This is a genomic window from Kosakonia sp. H02 (assembly GCA_030704225.1).
Taxonomy (GTDB): Bacteria; Pseudomonadota; Gammaproteobacteria; order Enterobacterales; family Enterobacteriaceae; genus Kosakonia.
Genome location: CP131915.1, coordinates 1,380,118 through 1,400,710 on the forward strand (window position 1 = coordinate 1,380,118; position 20,593 = coordinate 1,400,710).

The window sequence follows — 20,593 nt, forward strand, 5'->3', positions numbered from 1 at the left end:
CATCGCATTGTTGCCGGATGGCGCTATAAACGCTTATCCGGCCTACAAAACCACCGAACCCGCAGCCGCCCTCCGACAAAAAGATCAAACCGCTAACCGCAATTTCTCAATGACTTGCGCAACATCGCGGCGCGCATCGCCTTGCAGCGTCTGTAATGGCGGCGGTAAACACGGCGCGGCCACGGCCCCGAGCAGCTCTGCTGCGGTGGCAATCACGCGCAAACTGCCGCCGTAGCGTTTAAACAGATCCCACAGAGGTTGCAGCGCATCTGATTGCGCCCGCGCCTGCGCCATATCACCCGCCATCGCCGCTCGGGAAATCGCCAGCGCGGCTTGCGGAAACAAGCCGCCCGTGACCGAATACCACACGCTGCACCCGGCGCTCAGCCCTTCGACCGCGCTGGCATCGCCGCTGATACCCAGCCGAATATGTTCCGGTATCTCCGCGCGCAGTTTTGCCACCCGCTGCGGGGCAAGCTCAGCGGCGACCGGGGGAATTTTAATCGAACCAATATTGGGTAATTGCGCGATGCGGGCAATCAGCGCATCGCTAAAGGAGAAGTGCGTAGTGGCGGGATTATCGTAAACGCACAGCGGCACCGACAGTTCGCGGGTCACCGCGTCGAACAGGTTAAACACTTCCTCTTCGGTTAACGCATGATAAGAAACCGGTGCCAGCAGCACGGCGCTGACCCCCGCTTTCTGCGCATCTTCCGCCAGCCACAGCACATCGCGGGTGCGCAACGCGCCAATCCCGGCGATAACCGGCACCGCGCCAGAATGTTCCGTCGCCAGACGTAACGCGTTGGCACGTTCACTACGGCTGAAATAGGGATAACACCCCGTCGAACCCAGCGCGCCGATTGAATCCACCCCGGCTATGCGGAGCTTTTCAATTAACCTGACATAGGCCGCCTCATCCAGGCGGTCATCGAGAAGCGGCGTCAGCGCAAACGCGCTTAACCCTGTGAAATCCATTTTTTCCCCCTCATTGATCCAGTCTGAGCACTGTTTTTTCGCTACGACAGCCCGGCATCATACGTGCTAACCCGGCGATCAGTTCGTTGCCTGCTTCACATAATGCAGCCAACGGCATTTCCGACTAAACAACATCTGGCTGTTTGATGCGCTTGCAGGAAAGCGAACGCCACTCATGAACCCGGCTCATAACGTCATTATGATTTAATGGCGTTATCGTTTGTGTCGCCCTGCTTAAGATAACGTTCCGCTTTGTCGGCTCCCCTCTTCGTTACTTAATCAGGATCTTATGTCTACTAAGCTTCACGGGCCGCTGTTTCTCGCGATCCTCAGCGCGCTGATGGCCTTTACTTCCCTGTCGACGGATATTTACCTGCCCGCCATGCCGCTGATGGCGCGTGAACTGCAAGGCGATATCGAACTCACTATCACCGGTTTTTTGATGGGGTTTGCGCTGGCGCAACTGGTATGGGGGCCAGTCAGTGATGCCATTGGCCGCCGCACACCGCTGTTTATCGGCATGGTGCTGTTTGTTATCGGCTCTGCGGGCTGTGCGCTATCAACAGAAATCCATCAGATGGTGTTCTGGCGCGTGTTCCAGGCCTTTGGAGCCTGCACCGGGCCGATGCTGGCGCGGGCGATGATCCGCGATCTGTTTGTTCGCACCCGCGCGGCGCAGATGCTCTCCACACTGACCATTATTATGGCGATAGCGCCCATCGTCGGGCCGCTGGCGGGCGGGCAAATCATCAAAATCACCACCTGGCACGCGATCTTCTGGCTGCTGGTGGTGATTGGCGGGCTGATGTTTATTTCTCTTTTTGCGCTACCGGAAACTCTGCCCACAGAGAAACGTGTTAAAGCTTCGCTGCCGGGGGTGTTTCGCAACTACTTTACCCTGCTGCGTAACCGCGCGTTTATGCGTTATACGCTGTGTGTCACCTTTTTCTATGTCTCTGCTTATGCGTTTGTGACCGGTTCGCCGTTCGTTTATATCGGTTATTACGGTGTGGAGCCGCAATATTTCGGCTGGCTATTTGCACTAAATATTGTCGGTTTGATGGGCATGAGCGCGGTAAACCGGCGGCTGGTGCAGCGCCATCCGCTGGATAAGCTACTGAAAATCGCCGTGTCACTTGCCGCCGTTGCGGGCGTCGTGTTGGCGCTGTTGGTAAAAATGCAGATTGGCGGCATTGTCGCCGTGATGGTCACCGTGTTCCTCTTTTTCTCGATGAACGGCATTATCGCCGCCACGTCCACCGCCGCCGCACTCGATACGGTGCCTGCATTTGCGGGTTCGGCCTCGGCGCTGATCGGCTCCCTGCAATATGGCAGCGGCATTATCTCTTCGTTGTTGCTGACCTGGTTTCGCGACGGCACGCCGTGGACAATGGCATGGATTATGGCGCTGTTCGCCGTAGCCAGCGCGGCGATGGTGTGGCGTCGCCATTAATGAGCAGTATTCATAAGATCATGCTGATTTAGGCCAATAGTGCGGATGTCTGGCGGGGATTAAGATTGCTTAATTAACAGCAGCTACGCTTTAGAGACGTGTTCAAAGAATGGAGAACAGCATGAAAATCATCCGCAGTGCATCAGTTCCCTCGGCGCAGGGGCCAGCAGAGTATTTCACCGGCCGGGTGCGTATTGACGCGCCATTTAAAGCAGACGAGCCCGCGCGTGTCGGCGGCGCCACCGTAACGTTTGAACCCGGCGCGCGTACCGCATGGCACACCCATCCGCTCGGGCAGACATTGATCGTCACCCACGGCAAAGGCTGGATCCAGTGCGAAGGCGAGCCGGTGCAGGAGATGAACCAGGGCGATATCGTCTGGATCCCGGAAGATATTAAACACTGGCACGGTGCCACAGCAGAAACCGCAATGACGCATATCGCCATTGCCGAATCCCTCAACGGCAGCCCGGTGACCTGGCTTGAGCACGTCACCGACGAGCAATATCGTGGTTAATCAGGAGGCATGATGAAGAATGTCGAGAATAAAGTCGTTGTCATTACCGGTGCCAGCAGCGGCCTGGGTGCCGCGCTTGCCCGGCGGCTGGCAGAGGAAGGCGCGAAAGTCGTGCTTGGCGCGCGCCGTGTTGACCGGCTGACGCAACTGGCGCAGGAGCTAAATCTGCCTGCCGAAGCAGCAGTGCAGACGGATGTTACCGACGCCGAACAGGTTCAGGCGCTGGTCGATCGCGCGGTTAAACTCCATGGCCGTATTGACGTTATCGTGAATAACGCCGGGTTAATGCCACATTCCCTGCTGGATAAACGTCGCCTTGCCGACTGGAACGCGATGATCGACGTCAACCTGAAAGGGGTGCTGTACGGCATCGCCGCCGCGCTGCCTTATATGCAGCAGCAAAAGTCCGGGCATATCATCAATACTTCGTCAGTGGCCGGGCATAAAGTGCGCCCCGGTAGCGCGGTCTATGCCGCCACCAAAACGGCGGTGCGGGTAATTAGCGAAGGGCTGCGCCAGGAAGTGAAACCGTACAATATCCGCACCACTATCATTTCCCCAGGTGCGGTTCAGAGCGAGCTGGCGGAGAGCGTGACCGAGCCGGAAATGGCGGCAGGCATCAAAAAATTCTACGAGGAAAACGCCATCTCTGCTGATTCGTTCGCCAGCACGGTGCTGTTTGCTATCAGCCAGCCGGACGATGTGGATATCAACGAAATCCTCTTTCGCCCTACCAAACAAGAATTGTAAGCGCAACCGCCATCCGGCCTACGACGTTTGTAGGCCCGGTAAGCGCAGCGCCACCGGGCGTTGTAGGTGATAAAGAGATGTTACGGCTTGATCATATTAATCTGTTCGATCCGTAACTTATTCATATTTAATATGCAACCTAACATATCTTCACCAAATGCATGGGTTCCCATAGCCTGCGTACTAACCAGTTCGCAATAACCATTTCTATATTGAATCCACTCTTTCTGATTCTGTTTATAGGTTGCCAGCATGCGGTCTTTCTGCTCTTGGGTGCCTCTCCACCAGCGGGTATAATCATGCGAGGTAATTTCTTTTAACTTATTGTTAAAACTATCATTTAGCTCTTTCTCAGATTTTTCATTGAGATCGCCCAGGCATTCGTCATCACTCTCGCCATATACTTTTGCGCAATGCGAAACATCTTTGTTTTCGGTTATGCTTTTGGTTGCCGCAAATGCACTATTTCCAAAAAATAGTAACGATGCTATTAAAGTAATCGTTTTCATCTTAAATAATTTAACCTTAGTGATAAGCGCTGAGGATCCCGCGATTGAAATAAATCGTTTTTAAGGTAATCAATAATATCTTTTCGTGTACCGTTCTCAGCCATAATTTTCACCATAGCCCGGGCCGTCTGGTTTCCCTGAAAAATCGTATCAACAAATACATCTCTTATTTTTATATCCACCTGATCCCAGGTTAATGCTTTCGGCAAATTGGCACTATTTCGACTATATACTCCTTTGGCATAATCTTTTTTCTCACGATATGAAAAATCAAAAAGACGTATTTGTTGTTGATGTGTAATCTCACCAACCAGGGGACCATAAACGCTAATAAAAACATCGGCCTGCCTTCCTTGCAAATAGGCGGCTTTAGCGCATATCTGAGCTTTATATTCCTCAATACCCGATTATCGGAGCATATATAAGATACTACCGGCGCTACGTTTTTTCATATCATAGCCTCGTCCGAGAGTTACACCTGAGTCGGAAGATGGGTGATGCAAGATACGCGAAAACCATGGCATGCGGGCTGGCTGCCGAAAAGGTTCAACAGCAGTTATATAATCAACACCTTCATAGTCAAAAGTTAGCTGGCCTTCTTGTACTTGCAAAGGTCCACCAGTGTGTCTTTCACGCCAACGCATAGAAGTTGCATTCTCTAGCGCTTCCATAAACCACATGTCAGTAGGGTAAACAAGCCCTGAAGCAGGCATACCTACCAATCTCTGGAACCAGCGTATCGCTTCTAACGTATCTGCTATGCATTGACCATCAGTATTGATGATACGTCCCGTACCTTGCGAGTATCCTGCGTTTTTAATTTGAATCTGAAGCGCTTTAACATCACCAGGATCATTAAAACCACACTCTCCAACTGTTGATGAGAGGCGAAAAACCCTCGGCTGATGGTACTTATGCTGATTCATCCTTTTCATTTTTTCTCACATATCCATTGATAAATAGTTATTGGTTAATTTACCGCGAATGTCTCGCCTTTTAATTGGCAACATTCAAAAAACGAGTATCTAACATAAAAAGAGCCCGAAGTATCCCCCGGGCATCTCAGAACTTACGCGCCCGCTTTATTCAGCGCGGCAATCTCGTCTGTAGAGAGTGTTAACGATACGGCGGTGACAAAGCTGTCGATATGGGCGAGTTTGGTGGCGCTGGCGATCGGGGCGGTAACGCCCGGTTGATGGATAAGCCAGGCCAGCGCGACTTCGGCGGGTTTCACATTATGGTTCGCTGCAACGCTATCCAGCGCATCAAGAATGGCGAAACCGCGCGGGTTCAGGTATTTGGCGATTCCCTGGCCGCGCTGGCTCTGGTCAAGATCGTTCTCGCTGCGGTATTTGCCGGACAGAAACCCGGACGCCAGGCTGTAATAAGTCACCACGCCGATATTTTCCCGCACCGTTAAATCCTGCAACGCGCCCTCAAAGCTTGCGCGATCGTAGAGATTATATTCCGGTTGCAGCACCTGGTAGCGAGGCAGCCCTTTTGCGTCCGCCACTTTCAGCGATTCCGCCAGTTGTTCAGCATTAAGATTGGATGCGCCAACCGCGCGGATTTTCCCGGCTTTCAGCAATTTTTCATATGCGCCGAGGGTTTCATCATACGGCGTTTCGCTATCCGGCCAGTGCGAGAAATAGAGATCGATATAATCCGTTTGCAGGCGACGCAGCGAGTCGTCAACCGCCTGCTCTATCCAGCGCGCAGAAAGCCCTTTTTTACCCGGTTCGCCCAGATCGGCGCCTACTTTCGTGAACAGGGTGATCTTTTCACGGTTACCGGGGTGCGCAGCCAGCCATTTACCAATAATCGTTTCCGATTCACCGCCTTTATTACCCGGCGCCCACGCCGAATAGACATCCGCCGTATCAATGGCGGTGAAGCCTTTTTCCAGCAAGGCGTCCAGTAAACTGAAGCTCTGTTTTTCATCGACGGTCCAGCCAAAAACATTACCGCCAAAAACGAGGGATGGGATCTGTAAACCCGTGGTGCCTAATGAACGTAAAGCCATTGCCACTTCCTCCTGTAGGACAAACCTTAAGCCTGGCGCGTAAACGCGTACATATTTTGGTCATCCGTGCGGTTTAAACGCCGGATGACTTTGCAGCAGCGCGGTCACAGGCTGTAAGTGTTCGCGCAGGACGCGGTGAAGATGGCGGATGGCAGGCGAAAACTGCTTGCGATGCGGGCAAATCAGGTTCAGCGGCGCGGCCTCGCCGGGATGTTGCGGCAGCAGTACGTCCAGCCGCCCGGCCAGTACATCGGCGCTGATATCGATCCAGGATTTATAGACAATGCCCATCCCCTCAACCGCCCAGCGCCGGGCGACATCTGCGTCATCGCACAGCATCCGGCTTTTAACAATGAGCTGACGGCGCATGCCGTTTTCCGGGAAGATCCATTTGTCGTACACCTGGCTGTTCATGGTGAACAGCAAACAGTGGTGATTCACCACTTCATCCAGCGTTTGCGGCCTGCCATGTTTCGCCAGATAGCCGGGCGACGCGGCAAGTACGCGGCGGTTATCCTCAGCGAGCGGTAGCGCTACATAGCTGTTGTTATCCAGCACCCCGTAACGAATAGCGATATCCACCGGGTCACGAAACACATCACTGATTTGATCGGACAAAGACAGGCGCAGCGACACTTTCGGGTAGTGCTCGCAAAAACGACCAATCAGCGGCAACAAAACGTTGCGGCCCAGGTCGGAAGGCATCGCCACGCGCAGTTCGCCCTGCGGTTCGTTATCGCCACTGTGCAGGCTTTCCGCACCGGCATGCACCACCTCCAGCATCTCCTGGGCAAAAGGCAGGTATTTTTCCCCCTCGGCGGTGAGGCGCAAACTGCGCGTCGAGCGTACAAACAGGCGCTTATCGAGATCCCGCTCCAGCCGGTGAACCGCCGCGCTGACCTGCCCCGGCAGCAGCCCCGCTTCGCGCGCGGCGTTTGAAAAACTGCCCAGTGCCGCCGAGCGAACGAACAGCGTGACATCTTCCAGCCGAATCATGGTTTCTCCGAAGGCCAATAAAAAGAGTGGATCTGTTGTGCCAGAAAAAAGTGCCAGAAAACGCCGCGCAGGCAAACAGCATTTTCACTCAATGAGTGAAAGTGTTGCCTGTTTACGCTGATTTATCTTGTTATGTTTTGCGTTTATCCTCGACACACTCTACGGGACGGTACGCCCCGCATTTTTCAATTTTGCGCCAGGAGAAAGACGATGACCCTTGATGATGCCGTTATTGCCCGCCATACCGTGAAAGCCTATGAACCCGGCCAGACCGTGCCGCAGGATAAAATCGACACGCTGCTAAACGTGCTGCAAAACAGCCCCTCTTCTGTTAACTCGCAGCCGTGGCACTTTGTGGTTGCCTCCAGCGCAGAAGGCCGCGCAGCAATGGCAAAAGCCGCCACCAGCGCCTTCGCCTATAACGAACCCAAAATTTTGAACGCGTCCCATGTGATTGCGTTCTGCATGCGTAGCGATCTGGATGAGCAGCATCTGCAAAAAGTGCTGGCGCAGGAAGAGAAAGATGGCCGTTTTGTGGCCGATGGCGCGAAAGCAGGCCAGGACAAGAGCCGCCGCTCCTATGTTGATCTGCATCGCTATGAGCAGCGCGACCTGCCGCAGTGGATGGAAAAACAGGTTTACCTGGCGCTCGGCGGCCTGCTGCTGGGTGCGGCAATGCTCGGCATTGACGCCACGCCAATGGAAGGCATTGACCAGCGCGCGCTGGATCTGTCCCTGGGCCTGCGTGAAAAAGGGCTGACCAGCGTGATGCTGGTGTCACTCGGCGTGCGCAGCGAAAAAGACTTCAACGCCGCGCTGCCAAAATCCCGCCTGCCGCGCGACGAAATTTTTACCTTTATCTAACAACGTTGGAAGCCCGGCGCACCGGGCATTTCCACGCCTTAAATCGTCGCTTTTGCCGTGCTGAGACCCGGCACGAGGATCACTTTGCGGCAATCTTCGGCATGTTTATCAAAGATGTCATAGCCACGGGCAGCTTCTTCCAGCGGTAAATGGTGGGTGACAATCTCTTCCGGTTTGAGATGACCGGATTCGATGAGCGGCAGCAAGTCTGGCAAAAACGCTTGCACATGTGTCTGGCCCATTTTAAAGGTCAGCCCTTTGTCAAAGGCATCGCCAAACATAAAGGCATGGATAAACCCGGCATACACGCCCGGCACGCTGACAATACCGCCACGACGCACCGCGGCGATGGCCTGGCGCAACACTTTTCCGCTGCTGCCTTCGATTTTCAGGGTGCTGAGCACAGTTTCAGTGGTGCTGCCTTTGGCTTCAAAGCCTACGGCATCAATCACTGCATCGACACCGCGATGGCCTGGGGTGTTTTCGATTATCCACTCGGCGGGGTCATCGTTTTTGTCAAAGTTGATGGGAATAACGCCATAGCGATCGCGGGCAAACGCCAGCCGATAGTCGCTGTCATCAATCATAAAGATCTGTTCCGCCCCTTCCAGGCGAGCGCAGGCCGCAGTGAGAAGCCCCACCGGCCCCGCACCGTAAATCGCCACGCTTGAGCCCTGTTTCACTTCGGCGTTTTTTACCGCCTGCCACGCTGTGGGGAGGATATCGGAGAGAAACAGCACTTTTTCGTCGGACAGCGTGTCAGGGACTTTAAATGGCCCGGTATTGGCTTTTGGCACGCGGACATATTCCGCCTGGCCGCCCGGAATGCCGCCATACAGATCGCTATAGCCGAACAGCGCCGCCGGTGGCGTAATACCTTTGCGATTGAGGGCTGCGCCTTTGCCGCTGTTGGTTTCCGAACAGGCAGAATATTGGTGAAGTTTGCAGAAAAAACACTCACCGCAGGCAATCACAAAAGGGATAACCACCCGATCGCCTTTGCTGACCGCGTGAACGCCCGCCCCGGTTTCCACCACTTCGCCCATAAACTCGTGACCGAAGATATCGCCATGATTCGTCCCGGGAATTTTGCCGTGGTAGAGGTGCAGATCCGAACCGCAAATCGCCGTTGCGGTCACGCGAAGAATAATATCATCTGAAGCTTCGATAACCGGATCGGGTCGGTTATCGACACTGACTTTATGTGCGCCGTGATAAGTAAGTGCTCTCATGTACCGTGCTCCCTATAACATTCAGACAGGATTGTTAAGCATAGAACAGCCTGCGGGAGCACGGCGAAATCGGGCTAAATCTTATCCACCGCGCCACGACGGTGGGTGAGAATATCATCCAGGGAATAAGCAGCGGCAGGATTGCCGCTGCTTTTGTGAGTGTGCGCATGAGAGACATGCCATTACGTAAAATTTTATATTGCGATTTGGTAAGGAGTGTCTCATTTAATGGAAATTATAAGCACACGGATTAGCAAAAAGCTGAAAAAGGAAGTATGAACAGTGAGAGATAGAAAAGTATAAGCATTTTCGTAATAACCTCATATGAAAGATCGATATAGGTACCCACCGGTTAGCGCCTGGCTGACCAGTGGGGGAGTGTAACAATGGCTTAGCAAGCGAATATCAGCCAGGCAAAATAAAATTAGCTGCTTCCTTGTTGATTTTGTATGCTGTGAAACTATTTACAGACAAGAAAACATAATGGCAGAACAATCTTAGCTTTCAGATAAATGACTTATTAACCAGCACAACCTATTTCTTTCAGGAGTTGAAAGTAGAACAATCATCTAAATTGCAGGTATACATAAAGGGAGATTTTGTAATGTCTGCGAGATTTATCGTATTTGGTTATTCATGGCCTGCGCTTTTTGCTATCACAGCCTTTCTCGAAAAGCAGGATCATCTTATTACGCAAATATATCAGGATGAGCAAAAACTCTTAGAGGCGTTACAGAGCAACCCTTCTCTTCCGCTAATTGTTGATGCCTCACCGCATCGTAAAATCCTGTTGATTGCGGCTATCGCCGCCACCTCCCGATTAAGATCGGCTTTCTTTACCGCCAGAAAAATTTATCTTAATGATAAAGTAGTTGCTGATTTTTATTTCGAGGAAAAGAAATGTCTGACACACGAAAAATTAATATCGATGACGAAAGAAGAGATAGATGATGCACTGCGCGTTGAGCGTTCACCGGCGTGTTTATCCCCAGGTGTTATGCGCCCCCGGATAATGAATCTTATGCATCATAGGAAAGCGTTGTATAAGGCGATGCAGGGTAATATTTATCACAGGCTGTATTTGCTTGGCGCCACGACAAATGAGATCAATACATTAAGGTTGCTTATTTCGGGGTTATCAGTGCAGAAGATTGCGGGACTCATTAATTTACAAAACAAAACGATTTACGCTTATAAAGCGCAGCTTGCACAGAGAATAGCGCTATCGATATCTTCTCGCGAACTGATTAGGGGATTAAGTGTGGGGGAAGCAAACCAGGATAATAATCATTTAAAACATATATATGAAACTCATTGTAATAAGGGGGAAAGCCACTGCGCTGCGTGCCCGTTTTGCCATTTTTGTTATGACACAGAATGCGGGTAATGTAATTTACCGTGTAATGAGACAGGTGGAGAAGATATTGTTCCCGACAGCAAAGGCGAGAAGCGCAATAAGCAACAAAGAGACGCCAAGCGTAATTCCCAGCACACCCCAGAACCGATTACCCAGCCCGAGCACGACGTTCAGCAAGGATGATCCATACCGTTCAATGTTTTTAATACCCGAAACCGGATAAGAAAAAATGCCAGTCAGTTGCTTAACTGGCTGGCATCACTCCTTGCGGAGGCTTTACCGTTTCCGCATTTCGGGAATAATCAAATCCCCGCGCACGCGATACGTTCCCAATACGCTTTGGGTTTTCTCATTCAGCCACGCCACAATGCGTGCGGCCATTGCATCCATGGAATATTCAATTGCCGGAATGGTGGGAATACCGGGCAAATGTAATGAACCCGCAAGGCTGAAGACCATAATGTCGCCCGGCACCGATTTATTAAACGCCTGCAACTGCGGAATAACCCGCTGCGCTTCTTGCTCGTCGGCCACCAGCAACGCATTGAAATTCAACGTCGTTGCGTTATTGAGCAGCACCTGGAGCGCCACAGAAGACGACGTATCATCCATAAACACCAGGTTGCGGTTAAATGGCAGAAAGTTGTTTTCCAGCGCCAGCTTATAGCCGTGCAGCACGTGATCGGCAGCGGCATTGCGCGGGTGGATCAGCGCAATCTGTCGGCGGCTCTGGCTAATCAGGTAGTTACAGGCGGTTTCGGCGGCAAAAGCGCGATCGAATTGAATGCTGTTGGGCGTGCCGTCGGCGGACTCGACACAATCCACCAGAATCACATTCTCGTCATCAATGATGAGCGGGAAACGCGCGCCGATAATCAGCACATCGTCGCACAGCCCGCAGGTGAGTTCGTCCAGCGCACTCATCACCTCCGCTTTGTTATTGGCGAAACGCAGCAGTAAATGTTTCTGATTCAGACTTAAATGTTTTTCCAGCGCGTAAAGGTAGCCAGTGGTTTGGTTGATATTTTCCTGGGCGCAGATAACGCCGATGCAGCCTGTCGACTGGCTGAGCAATGACTGCGCGATAACATTGGGCCGATAATTCAGCTCTTCGACCGCTTTCAGTACCGCGAGACGACTGGCTTCCTTGACGCCGCGCGAACCACTCAACACCCGTGAGACTGTGGCTTTTGACACCCCAGCTAAACGTGATACATCGTTGATTGTTGACATCTTTTTCCCCTGACAGACGCACATCCGCGCCTGCAAAATCCCACAACAGCTATGGCGAATATATAACCACCGGGAGTATAGCGTTTTCCTTTTTTGATGGAAACCGATTTTCCATACGGCGCTTTTTGCTTGCATAAAAACATTAAAATCCGTGATGCAAATCCAATAAATCAGCCTTGTTTACCATAGATATTGACAGCTATCACACTTCTACGGAGAACAAATGGAAACCGGTTTCCATATGATATCCAATCGTCTCCGCAATAACTTTTTACACTTCGAGGACGGTTAACAATGTTCAGGATCATGTTGTGTTGTTCGGCCGGTATGTCCACCAGTTTGCTGGTCAGGAAAATGGAAGAAGCCGCGAAGGCGCGCGATATCCCGGTTGAGATCGACGCGTACGGCGTAGCTGAATTTGACACGCAGTTTCCGCGTTACCAGGTCGTGCTTCTCGGTCCACAAGTTAAATACATGTTAAAAACGCTGGCAGAAAAGGCCGCCGCTCAGGGCATTCCGGTACAACCCATCGACCCGATGGATTACGGCATGCAACGTGGCAATGAGGTACTGGACTATGCTTTGTCGCTAATTGAAGCGGCGCATTAAAAAGGTGTTCTTATGAGTTCCTTCTATCAATCAATGATTACGACTATAGAGCAAACCATTACGCCGCTGGCCGGTCGTCTTGGGCAGCAGAAGTACGTTATCGCCATCCGCGACGGTTTTACCGCCGCACTGCCGTTTATGATAATCGGCTCGTTTATGCTGGTGTTTATCTTCCCGCCGTTTTCCGCCGACACCACCGTCGGTTTTGCCCGCGCGTGGCTTGATTTCTCGACTGAATACCGCGAACAACTGATGCTGCCGTTTAACCTCAGCATGGGCGTGATGACCTTCTTTATCTCCGTCGGGATTGGCGCAAGTCTGGGTCGCCAGTTTAATCTCGACCCGGTAATGACCGGGCTGCTGGCGTTTATGGCGTTCCTGCTGGTCGCCGCACCCTATGCTGATGGCAAAATCTCCACCCAATATCTCTCGGGTCAGGGCATTTTTACCGCGCTTATCACCGCCATCTACTCGTCGCGCGTTTATGCCTGGCTGAAAGATCACAAGATAACCATTCGCCTGCCGAAAGAGGTGCCGACCGGCGTGGCCCGCTCGTTTGAAATCCTCATTCCGGTGCTGGTGATCATCGCCACGCTGCATCCGCTGAACCTGTTTATTGAAGCGCAAACGGGGATGATCCTGCCGCAGGCGATTATGCACCTGCTGGAGCCGCTGGTATCGGCTTCCGATTCCCTGCCAGCTATTCTGCTCTCTGTGCTGCTGTGCCAGATTTTCTGGTTCGCCGGCATCCACGGCTCGCTGATTGTCACCGGCATCATGAACCCGTTCTGGATGGCAAACCTTTCAGCTAACCAGGCCGCGCTGGCGGCGGGCGCAGCATTGCCGCATGTTTATCTGCAAGGGTTCTGGGATCACTATTTGCTGATTGGCGGCGTCGGTTCCACCCTTCCGCTGGCTTTCCTGCTGCTGCGCAGCCGCGTCGCGCATCTGCGTACCATCGGCAAAATGGGCGTGGTGCCGAGCTTTTTTAACATCAACGAACCTATTTTGTTCGGCGCGCCGATCATCATGAACCCGATGCTGTTTATCCCGTTTGTCTGCGTGCCGCTGGTGAACGCCGTACTGGCTTACGTCGCCACCAAAATGGGCCTGCTGGCACAAGTCGTTTCGCTGACGCCGTGGACCACGCCCGCGCCGATCGGTGCGTCCTGGGCCGCAAACTGGGCCTTCAGCCCGGTGGTGATGTGCCTGATTTGTATGGTGATGTCCGCCCTGATGTACCTGCCATTCCTGCGTGCTTACGAGCACTCACTGATGAAAGCAGAAGAACAAAAAGCGCAGAGCAGCGCCCCGATGGCGGGAACCGTCAGCAGTAATTAAAAGGAGCCGGTAATGAAATATGAATTTCCCGCAAACTTCTGGTGGGGCAGCGCCTGCTCTGCGCTGCAAACCGAAGGGGAAAGCGAACAGGGCGGTAAAAGCGCAACGACATGGGATGCCTGGTTTGCCCGTCAGCCGTGGCGTTTTCACCAGCAGGTTGGGCCGCAGGCGACCTCGACGTTTTACCAACACTGGCGGCAGGATATCGCCCTGTTAAAGCAGCTTAAGCACAACAGTTTTCGCACCTCGCTGAGCTGGGCGCGCCTGATCCCGGATGGCACCGGTGAGGTGAACCCGCAGGCGGTGGCGTTTTATAACGAGGTGATCGACGAACTGCTGGCGCAAGGCATTACGCCGTTTATTACCCTGTTTCACTTCGATATGCCGATGGTGATGCAGGAGAAAGGCGGCTGGGAAAGCCGGGAAGTGGTGCAGGCATTTAGCCGCTATGCACAACTCTGTTTTGAATTATTCGGCGACCGGGTGCACCACTGGTTCACCTTTAACGAGCCGATTGTGCCAGTCGAAGGCGGTTATCTGTACGATTTCCACTACCCGAACGTGGTGGATTTCAAACGCGCCGCCACGGTGGCCTACAACACAGTGCTGGCCCACGCCAGCGCGGTACGGGCGTTTCGCGCCGGGCATCATCCCGGTGAAATTGGCATTGTGCTGAACCTGACGCCGTCCTATCCGCGCTCGCAACACCCGGCGGATGTGAAAGCGGCGCACTGTGCCGATTTGCTGTTTAACCGCAGTTTTCTCGACCCGGTACTGCGCGGCGAATATCCCGCTGATCTGGTGGCGCTGCTGAAAGAACATAAGCAGTTGCCCGCCTGCCAGCCGGACGATATTGCGCTGATTGCAGAAGGGAAAATCGACCTGCTCGGCATCAACTATTACCAGCCGCGGCGGGTAAAGTGCCGGGACAGCGCGGTCAATCCCGACTCGCCGTTTATGCCAGAGTGGTTGTTTGATTATTACGAGATGCCAGGCCGGAAAATGAACCCGTATCGCGGGTGGGAAATCTACGAACCGGGTATTTACGATATTATTACCAACCTGCGCCTGAATTACGGCAACCCACGCTGTTTTATTTCTGAAAACGGTATGGGCGTTGAGAATGAACAACGGTTTATTGAAAACGGGCAAATTAACGATAGCTACCGCATTAATTTTGTTCGCGATCACCTTATCTGGCTGCATAAAGGAATAAGCGAAGGCTGCAATTGTCTTGGCTACCATATGTGGACATTTATTGATAACTGGTCATGGTGTAATGCCTATAAAAACCGCTACGGTTTCGTGCAATTAGATTTAGAAACCCAACAACGTACCATTAAAAAAAGCGGAGAGTGGTTTGCTGCCACCGCCGAAACTAATGGTTTTACTCAGGATTGAAGATTATGGTCGCACTTGAAGAAGCGGTAATGGAAATTATCGTCAATGCCGGTCAGTCGCGCAGCCTCTGCTTTGAAGCGCTGCGTTCGGCGCGCGAAGGCAACATGGAAGAAGCAAAACTGTTGTTACAGGAAGCCGATGGCTACGCGCGTCAGGCGCACCAGATGCAAACCAAATTAATTGAACAGGATGCCGGTGAAGCCCGGCAGCCCATGACCTTAATTATGGTGCATGCGCAGGATCATTTAATGACGTCGTTATTAGCCCGTGAATTATCCGAGGAGATTATTCAGCTTTATCAGCGTAACTGAATGGAGAATTGATTACGGTAAATCTTAATACATCTGTACCCAACTTAATAAAATAAAGCAGTTCGTTTTGATGATGGCAATATGCCTGCCCGTTACGGGCCGGAAGGTTATTGTCTGAGAACAACTTACTATATTGAGATAACCATGAAGATAAATAAAAAACTTCCAGTGGCGCTGGCGGTTGCGGCTACGCTTTGCTCTGGATCCGTCTTCGCACAAGAATTTACGCAAGAGCAAATTGACGCCATCGTGGCAAAAGCGGTGGATAAAGCACTGGCAGAGCGCCAGGCCAAAATGGATGCGGCAATAAACCAAAAAGCCGATGTGGTGGTCGAGCCACAAAGCGCGGCGCAAACGCCGGATATGGCAATTCCTTACGGCGTGAAGTTCAGCGGTTACGCCCGTTACGGCGCGCACTTCCAGTCTGGCGATCAGAAATACGTTGGCGTTGATGGGTCGTACAACGGCGCGTCGGCGATTGGTCGTCTGGGTAACGAAGGCAACGGCGGCGAATTCCAGCTCTCAAAAGCGTTTAAAGGCGACAACGGCGCAATCTGGGACATCAACGTGATGTTCGATCACTGGGGCGATGAAGTTAACCTGAAAAAAGCCTATGCCGGGGTAACTAACCTGCTGGCTTCCAACCCGAATGCTTACTTCTGGGCGGGGCGTGATTTCCACCAGCGTCCGCAACAGGGTATCAACGACTACTTCTGGATGAACCACGACGGCCAGGGCGCAGGGGTGAAAAACTTCGATATCGGCGGCGTACAGTTTGACGTTGCCGCCGTCGGCTCTGTGGAATCCTGTAGCCCGGAAGTGATGGAAGACGAATCCAACCCGTCGCGCATTACCTGTACCGGCAGCTCCAACGTTGGCGATAAAGGCAACTATGCGGTGACCTCGAAAGTTCACGGTATGAAAGTCGGGCCGCTCGATCTGGAAATTTACGCCAACTACGGCTTCGATTCGAAAGCGGTCGATCGCGATGAACGCCTGCATGCCTGGCAGGGCGGCGTGGTGCTGAGCCACACCAACGACCACGGCGTTAACAAAGTGATCGCCCGCTACTCTGACAATTCAGATAACAGCGTATTTAACAAAACCGACGATCTGACGGCGATTTACACCAGCTTTGAAGGCAGCTACAAGTTCACGCAACAAACTCAGGTGGACTATCTGCTCGCCTACCATGATTACGACAACAGCACCATTAAAACGGATAACCGCCGCAACTACGGCGCGATTGTTCGCCCGATGCACTGGTGGAACGATGTGCACTCAACCTGGCTGGAACTGGGTTATCAGCGCGTAGATTATGATGACGGCGGCGATAACCACGGCTGGAAAGCCACCCTGTCGCAGAACATCTCGATTGCGATGGGACCGGAGTTCCGCCCGATGCTGCGTTTCTACGTGACCGGCGGCGAAGTGGATAACAAACGCACCGCGCGCGTCAACGGCACCAACGATACCTCGCTGGACTCCCTCAACATCGGCGCGATGTGGGAAGCCTGGTGGTAAGGTAAAAAGCCGGAGGCGGTCACCCTCAGCCGCCTCCGGTTAACCCCTGCACATATGTTATGCTTCGCGACCTGGTGATAAATAAAAAGCATGGGTTCGCGATGAGTTCGACAAAAAAAGGGATGCTATACGTACTGGCGGCGGCGGTGTTATGGGGCAGTTCCGGGGTATGCGCCCAGTACATTATGGAGAAAAGTCATATTTCGTCGCCGTGGTTAACCATGACGCGGCTGCTGTTCACCGGCGTGATTTTGTTGACGCTCTCGTTTGTTCATGGCGACAAGGTTTTCACTATTCTGCAAAACCGCAAAGACGCGCTGAGCCTGCTCTTCTTCTCGCTGTTTGGCGCAATGGTGGTGCAACTCAGCTTCCTGATGACGATTGAGCAATCCAACGCGGCCACCGCTACAGTGCTGCAATTTCTCTCGCCGACGATTATCGTCACGTGGTTTGCGCTGGTGCGAAAAGCCCGCCCCACGCTGCCGGTCACGGCGGCGATCCTGACCTCGCTTATTGGCACATTCCTGTTAGTGACGCATGGCAATCTGACGTCGCTGTCTATTTCGCAACAGGCGCTGTTCTGGGGCATTGTTTCGGCGTTTTCCGCCGCGTTTTATACTACTTACCCTTCGGCGCTCATTGCCCGTTACGGTACGTTGCCGATTGTCGGCTGGAGTATGTTGCTGGCGGGTCTGATGTTAACGCCGTTTTTCGCCGGGCAGGGGAATGATTTTGTAGTCGATGGCCGCCTGTTAATGGCCTTTTTCTACCTGGTCGTGATCGGCACGGCGCTGACGTTCAGTTTGTATTTGAAAGGCGCGCAGATGATTGGCGGCTCGAAAGCCAGCATTTTAAGCTGCGCCGAACCGCTCAGCAGCGCCCTGCTTTCCGTGGCGCTGCTCGGCGTGGCGTTCACACTGCCGGATTGGTTAGGCACGCTGTTGATTGTCTCGTCAGTGGTGCTGATCTCGCTCGATTCGCGCCGCAAAATGCGCGCCGCGTGATTTTGCCCGATGGCGGCCTTGCCTTATCGGGCCTACGGTTCGTGCAATTTGCACGGTTTTGTAGGCCGGATAAGCGCAGCGCCATCCGGCGGTTGGCGGTATTTACGCTTTCACTTTGACTTTCGCCATCACCAGCAGCGCGGTCAGCAACATCAGGCCGCCGGAAAGCATCAACGGCGACAGCAGGCCGTAATGATCGAGGGCAAAACCGCCAATCGCTGCGCCGCAGGTGTTGGCAAGCTGGATAATCGCCACCTGAATCGAACCGGCTTTTTCTGCCTGATCCGCAAGCGTTCGCGTGATCCACGTTGACCAGCCCACCGGCACCAGCGCAAAGCCCAGCCCCCAGACAATGGCAACGCCCGCCGCCACGGCTTTATCGCTGCCCCACAAAATCAGCACCAGCGCGCTAATCGCCAGCGTCAGCGGGGCAAGCGCCAGCGCCATTTTCACCGAACGCTTCATCACTACCGATGAAAAAGAGGTGGCGACAAAACTGGCGATACCAAAGCTCAGCAGCACCAGCGTCAAGCCGTCAACGCTGAACCCGGCAAGGTTCATATACACCGGGCGAATATAGGTAAAGAAGGAGAACTGCCCGGCGAAGACCATAAAAATCGCCAGCATCCCCGCCGCCACGCCAGGGCGTTTAAGCAGGCCAAACATATTCTCGTGGTGCTCGGTTTTTCCCGGCAGCGACGGCAGCGCCAGCCACACCCAAATAATGCAGGCCGCGCCCATCAACGCCGCGCCGTTAAACACATTACGCCAGCCGATAATGCCGCCTAAAAAACTGCCCAGCGGCGCGGCAATCACCAGCGCAATCGACACCGCGCCAAAAATCACCGACAGCGCTTTCGGCACGGTGCGCATTGGCACCAGGCGCATGGTCAGCGACGCCGACATCGCCCAGAAGCCGCCTAACGCCAGCCCGAGGCAGGCGCGGCCCAACAGCAGCAGGGTAAAACTATTGGAAAACGACACCAGCAGGCAGGAGAGGGTTAACAGCACCGCAAAGGCGATCACCACATAGCGGCGGTCGGTGGCACGAATAATGTTGGTAATAAACAGGCTGGCGAACATCGCCACAAACGCCGTCACGGTGACGGTTTGCCCGGCGAGCCCTTCGGAAACACCCAGATCCAGCGCCATTGGCGTCAGCAGGCTGACCGGTAAAAATTCAACGGTGATCAAGCACGCCACACAAAACGCCACGGCAAAAACGGCAGACCAGTTTGGCCGGGTAACCGCATCCACGGGAGATTGCGCCACAGTTTGCTCACTCATTTGTCACCTGCTTAATTGTTATTCGTGAAAGTCGCGCAGTGTAACATTCATAAACTGTGACGCAATTAACAATTTGGCAACTCTATAGCATGAAGCGATCTATTCGCCGCGCGCCTTCCGTGCCGCCGTTGCCAGGCCGACAATCCACACCTGATGCGCATTGATCATCGGGTTCGGCACTGTGCTCGCCAGTTGCTGCGCCGGAACACCGGTTTGCGTCTCCTGAGTCAGAATGCGCACCCGCCCGCCGGGTAAATCTTCAAATAACCAGGCGTGAATCGCATCAAGCCGCGATTGCTTATCGCCTTCTACCCAGCCGTACCACGCAATGCGCGCCGCCTGGCCGCTTGCGGGCGGCACATATTCACACACCTGCGCTTCAACCGGAAAACCAAAGGTGGTAAAGCGAAAACGGGCATTGGCGCTGAGCAACGGGCCGCTGGCGTCGTGAAAACGGATATCCTGCGCATTGTTGTAGTAGGTCGACCACAAGCGCGTGTCATTGAGCTGCGCCCAGATCTCCTGCGCCGTGAGACCAGCAACGATGATTTCGTTAGAGGCAAAGTTATCGGTGGTGCCAGGCAGGTAATCTTGCGGCCAGACAATGGCGCTTTGGGTCAGGGATTGGGTCATGGTGTACCTCCAGTGATTAACGGAGGTCACTATGCAAAGCCGGAAGCTATAAATCTAATGGTTATCTTTTATCATCACCATCACGCAGCGTGATATCAGTGCAGCCAGTGCACGCCCTCTTCGGGCATAAACAGCGCGTTATAGCGCATCTGAAAATTGTTTAATTCCGCTTTGTCCGGCTCCAGTTCGCGCAGGAAACCAAGCGCCAGGCGCACTTGTGCATCGGTTATCGGTGCAGCCAGCCGCGCTTTTTGCACAATACGGTGCCAGTACAGCAGGTTCTGCTCGCTGCTATCGACAATCGACACCTGCCAGATTAATAACACCTGCGCGGCGTTTTGCAGGTGCGCTTCATCCGGGCGCACCAGATAGCTGAGAAACTCATTGCCCGCCGCTTTGCCCATCTGATCAATCATCGATTCCACCGGCACGGGCTGAATGTTGAGTCGGTCGGTGAGACGGCGTATCGCACGGCGGGAATCAGACGTTAATACCCTGAAACCAATCACAAAAACCACCACCAGCGTTGCCAACATCAACCAAATCATAATCACTCCTGCGGCGAAAAAGA

22 protein-coding genes are annotated in these 20,593 nt (G+C 53.3%); 11 read left to right on the plus strand and 11 right to left on the minus strand.

Going from position 1 to position 20,593, the window contains the following annotated elements; all coding sequences use genetic code 11:
- Positions 1-84: 84 nt before the first annotated feature.
- Positions 85-978 carry a dihydrodipicolinate synthase family protein gene (locus Q5705_06520; GenBank protein WLI78201.1) on the minus strand — a complete coding sequence of 298 codons (894 nt, stop codon included), beginning with the start codon at positions 976-978 and terminating at the stop codon, positions 85-87.
- A 289-nt stretch (positions 979-1,267) separates the two neighbouring features.
- On the opposite strand from Q5705_06520, the gene Q5705_06525 reads away from it, so the two are divergent.
- The 3 genes from Q5705_06525 to Q5705_06535 all read left to right on the plus strand — a co-directional run bounded on the left by Q5705_06525 (position 1,268) and on the right by Q5705_06535 (position 3,698).
- Positions 1,268-2,431: a multidrug effflux MFS transporter gene (locus Q5705_06525; GenBank protein WLI78202.1), complete on the plus strand. Its 1,164-nt coding sequence runs from the start codon at positions 1,268-1,270 to the stop codon at positions 2,429-2,431.
- 121 nt (positions 2,432-2,552) lie between these two features.
- Positions 2,553-2,948 (plus strand): cupin domain-containing protein, encoded by a 396-nt coding sequence (locus tag Q5705_06530; GenBank protein ID WLI78203.1) that lies wholly within the window; start codon positions 2,553-2,555, stop codon positions 2,946-2,948.
- A gap of 9 nt (positions 2,949-2,957) precedes the next feature.
- Entirely contained in the window at positions 2,958-3,698 is a 741-nt protein-coding gene (locus Q5705_06535) for an SDR family oxidoreductase (protein ID WLI78204.1), read from the plus strand.
- 80 nt (positions 3,699-3,778) lie between these two features.
- Here Q5705_06535 and Q5705_06540 read toward each other — a convergent pair whose 3' ends face one another.
- The 5 genes from Q5705_06540 to Q5705_06560 form a co-directional block, all read right to left on the minus strand.
- Complete coding sequence (locus Q5705_06540) at positions 3,779-4,207, minus strand: lysozyme inhibitor LprI family protein (protein ID WLI78205.1); 429 nt, start codon at positions 4,205-4,207, stop codon at positions 3,779-3,781.
- A complete protein-coding gene (locus tag Q5705_06545) occupies positions 4,204-4,566 on the minus strand; it encodes a hypothetical protein (protein ID WLI78206.1) in 363 nt (120 codons plus the stop codon). The genes Q5705_06540 and Q5705_06545 overlap by 4 nt, the downstream gene beginning before the upstream one ends.
- A gap of 48 nt (positions 4,567-4,614) precedes the next feature.
- On the minus strand, positions 4,615-5,133 hold the full coding sequence (locus Q5705_06550; protein WLI78207.1) for a peptidoglycan-binding protein: 519 nt from the start codon (positions 5,131-5,133) through the stop codon (positions 4,615-4,617).
- Positions 5,134-5,276: 143 nt separating this feature from the next.
- Positions 5,277-6,230: an aldo/keto reductase gene (locus tag Q5705_06555; protein WLI78208.1), complete on the minus strand. Its 954-nt coding sequence runs from the start codon at positions 6,228-6,230 to the stop codon at positions 5,277-5,279.
- 60 nt (positions 6,231-6,290) lie between these two features.
- Entirely contained in the window at positions 6,291-7,226 is a 936-nt protein-coding gene (locus Q5705_06560; protein WLI78209.1) for a LysR family transcriptional regulator, read from the minus strand.
- 210 nt (positions 7,227-7,436) lie between these two features.
- On the opposite strand from Q5705_06560, the gene nfsB reads away from it, so the two are divergent.
- On the plus strand, positions 7,437-8,090 hold the full coding sequence (gene nfsB, locus Q5705_06565) for an oxygen-insensitive NAD(P)H nitroreductase (protein WLI78210.1): 654 nt from the start codon (positions 7,437-7,439) through the stop codon (positions 8,088-8,090).
- Between the two features lie 38 nt (positions 8,091-8,128).
- Here nfsB and Q5705_06570 read toward each other — a convergent pair whose 3' ends face one another.
- Positions 8,129-9,322, minus strand: coding sequence for a zinc-dependent alcohol dehydrogenase (locus Q5705_06570; GenBank protein WLI78211.1), 1,194 nt, complete (start codon positions 9,320-9,322; stop codon positions 8,129-8,131).
- A gap of 550 nt (positions 9,323-9,872) precedes the next feature.
- On the opposite strand from Q5705_06570, the gene Q5705_06575 reads away from it, so the two are divergent.
- Positions 9,873-10,709 (plus strand): hypothetical protein, encoded by an 837-nt coding sequence (locus Q5705_06575; GenBank protein ID WLI78212.1) that lies wholly within the window; start codon positions 9,873-9,875, stop codon positions 10,707-10,709.
- 246 nt (positions 10,710-10,955) lie between these two features.
- On the opposite strand, the gene Q5705_06580 is transcribed toward Q5705_06575, so the two are convergent.
- Positions 10,956-11,912 carry a LacI family DNA-binding transcriptional regulator gene (locus Q5705_06580; protein ID WLI78213.1) on the minus strand — a complete coding sequence of 319 codons (957 nt, stop codon included), beginning with the start codon at positions 11,910-11,912 and terminating at the stop codon, positions 10,956-10,958.
- Positions 11,913-12,206: 294 nt separating this feature from the next.
- Here Q5705_06580 and Q5705_06585 point away from each other — a divergent pair, with 294 nt between their 5' ends.
- From Q5705_06585 to Q5705_06610, 6 genes are all read left to right on the plus strand, one after another.
- Entirely contained in the window at positions 12,207-12,521 is a 315-nt protein-coding gene (locus tag Q5705_06585; protein WLI78214.1) for a PTS sugar transporter subunit IIB, read from the plus strand.
- A 12-nt stretch (positions 12,522-12,533) separates the two neighbouring features.
- Positions 12,534-13,862, plus strand: a complete 1,329-nt coding sequence (locus tag Q5705_06590) for a PTS transporter subunit EIIC (GenBank protein WLI78215.1) — start codon at positions 12,534-12,536, stop codon at positions 13,860-13,862.
- 12 nt (positions 13,863-13,874) lie between these two features.
- A complete protein-coding gene (locus Q5705_06595) occupies positions 13,875-15,263 on the plus strand; it encodes a glycoside hydrolase family 1 protein (protein WLI78216.1) in 1,389 nt (462 codons plus the stop codon).
- Between the two features lie 5 nt (positions 15,264-15,268).
- The gene (locus Q5705_06600) at positions 15,269-15,574 is read left to right on the plus strand and encodes a PTS lactose/cellobiose transporter subunit IIA (protein ID WLI78217.1); all 306 of its coding nucleotides are present in this window, start codon (positions 15,269-15,271) and stop codon (positions 15,572-15,574) included.
- 144 nt (positions 15,575-15,718) lie between these two features.
- Entirely contained in the window at positions 15,719-17,098 is a 1,380-nt protein-coding gene (locus Q5705_06605) for a carbohydrate porin (GenBank protein WLI78218.1), read from the plus strand.
- A 101-nt stretch (positions 17,099-17,199) separates the two neighbouring features.
- Positions 17,200-18,102, plus strand: coding sequence for an EamA family transporter (locus Q5705_06610; GenBank protein ID WLI78219.1), 903 nt, complete (start codon positions 17,200-17,202; stop codon positions 18,100-18,102).
- A 102-nt stretch (positions 18,103-18,204) separates the two neighbouring features.
- Here Q5705_06610 and nepI read toward each other — a convergent pair whose 3' ends face one another.
- The 3 genes from nepI to Q5705_06625 all read right to left on the minus strand — a co-directional run bounded on the left by nepI (position 18,205) and on the right by Q5705_06625 (position 20,570).
- The gene (nepI, locus tag Q5705_06615) at positions 18,205-19,389 is read right to left on the minus strand and encodes a purine ribonucleoside efflux pump NepI (GenBank protein ID WLI78220.1); all 1,185 of its coding nucleotides are present in this window, start codon (positions 19,387-19,389) and stop codon (positions 18,205-18,207) included.
- Between the two features lie 99 nt (positions 19,390-19,488).
- On the minus strand, positions 19,489-20,022 hold the full coding sequence (locus Q5705_06620; GenBank protein ID WLI78221.1) for an SRPBCC domain-containing protein: 534 nt from the start codon (positions 20,020-20,022) through the stop codon (positions 19,489-19,491).
- Positions 20,023-20,117: 95 nt separating this feature from the next.
- Entirely contained in the window at positions 20,118-20,570 is a 453-nt protein-coding gene (locus tag Q5705_06625) for a DUF1198 domain-containing protein (protein WLI78986.1), read from the minus strand.
- Between the last annotated feature and the right edge of the window lie 23 nt (positions 20,571-20,593).

What these genes read in the sequence shown, in the direction of transcription:
- Q5705_06585 (WLI78214.1), top strand. Translation starts at nt 12,207, where the DNA reads ATGTTCAGGATCATGTTGTGTTGTTCGGCCGGTATGTCCACCAGTTTG.
- Q5705_06550 (WLI78207.1), bottom strand. Translation starts at nt 5,133, where the DNA reads ATGAATCAGCATAAGTACCATCAGCCGAGGGTTTTTCGCCTCTCATCA.
- Q5705_06620 (WLI78221.1), bottom strand. Translation starts at nt 20,022, where the DNA reads ATGACCCAATCCCTGACCCAAAGCGCCATTGTCTGGCCGCAAGATTAC.
- Q5705_06595 (WLI78216.1), top strand. Translation starts at nt 13,875, where the DNA reads ATGAAATATGAATTTCCCGCAAACTTCTGGTGGGGCAGCGCCTGCTCT.
- Q5705_06600 (WLI78217.1), top strand. Translation starts at nt 15,269, where the DNA reads ATGGTCGCACTTGAAGAAGCGGTAATGGAAATTATCGTCAATGCCGGT.
- Q5705_06570 (WLI78211.1), bottom strand. Translation starts at nt 9,322, where the DNA reads ATGAGAGCACTTACTTATCACGGCGCACATAAAGTCAGTGTCGATAAC.
- Q5705_06535 (WLI78204.1), top strand. Translation starts at nt 2,958, where the DNA reads ATGATGAAGAATGTCGAGAATAAAGTCGTTGTCATTACCGGTGCCAGC.
- Q5705_06625 (WLI78986.1), bottom strand. Translation starts at nt 20,570, where the DNA reads ATGATTTGGTTGATGTTGGCAACGCTGGTGGTGGTTTTTGTGATTGGT.
- Q5705_06540 (WLI78205.1), bottom strand. Translation starts at nt 4,207, where the DNA reads ATGAAAACGATTACTTTAATAGCATCGTTACTATTTTTTGGAAATAGT.
- Q5705_06530 (WLI78203.1), top strand. Translation starts at nt 2,553, where the DNA reads ATGAAAATCATCCGCAGTGCATCAGTTCCCTCGGCGCAGGGGCCAGCA.
- Q5705_06610 (WLI78219.1), top strand. Translation starts at nt 17,200, where the DNA reads ATGAGTTCGACAAAAAAAGGGATGCTATACGTACTGGCGGCGGCGGTG.
- Q5705_06555 (WLI78208.1), bottom strand. Translation starts at nt 6,230, where the DNA reads ATGGCTTTACGTTCATTAGGCACCACGGGTTTACAGATCCCATCCCTC.
- Q5705_06520 (WLI78201.1), bottom strand. Translation starts at nt 978, where the DNA reads ATGGATTTCACAGGGTTAAGCGCGTTTGCGCTGACGCCGCTTCTCGAT.
- Q5705_06560 (WLI78209.1), bottom strand. Translation starts at nt 7,226, where the DNA reads ATGATTCGGCTGGAAGATGTCACGCTGTTCGTTCGCTCGGCGGCACTG.
- Q5705_06590 (WLI78215.1), top strand. Translation starts at nt 12,534, where the DNA reads ATGAGTTCCTTCTATCAATCAATGATTACGACTATAGAGCAAACCATT.
- Q5705_06525 (WLI78202.1), top strand. Translation starts at nt 1,268, where the DNA reads ATGTCTACTAAGCTTCACGGGCCGCTGTTTCTCGCGATCCTCAGCGCG.
- nfsB (WLI78210.1), top strand. Translation starts at nt 7,437, where the DNA reads ATGACCCTTGATGATGCCGTTATTGCCCGCCATACCGTGAAAGCCTAT.
- Q5705_06605 (WLI78218.1), top strand. Translation starts at nt 15,719, where the DNA reads ATGAAGATAAATAAAAAACTTCCAGTGGCGCTGGCGGTTGCGGCTACG.
- Q5705_06580 (WLI78213.1), bottom strand. Translation starts at nt 11,912, where the DNA reads ATGTCAACAATCAACGATGTATCACGTTTAGCTGGGGTGTCAAAAGCC.
- nepI (WLI78220.1), bottom strand. Translation starts at nt 19,389, where the DNA reads ATGAGTGAGCAAACTGTGGCGCAATCTCCCGTGGATGCGGTTACCCGG.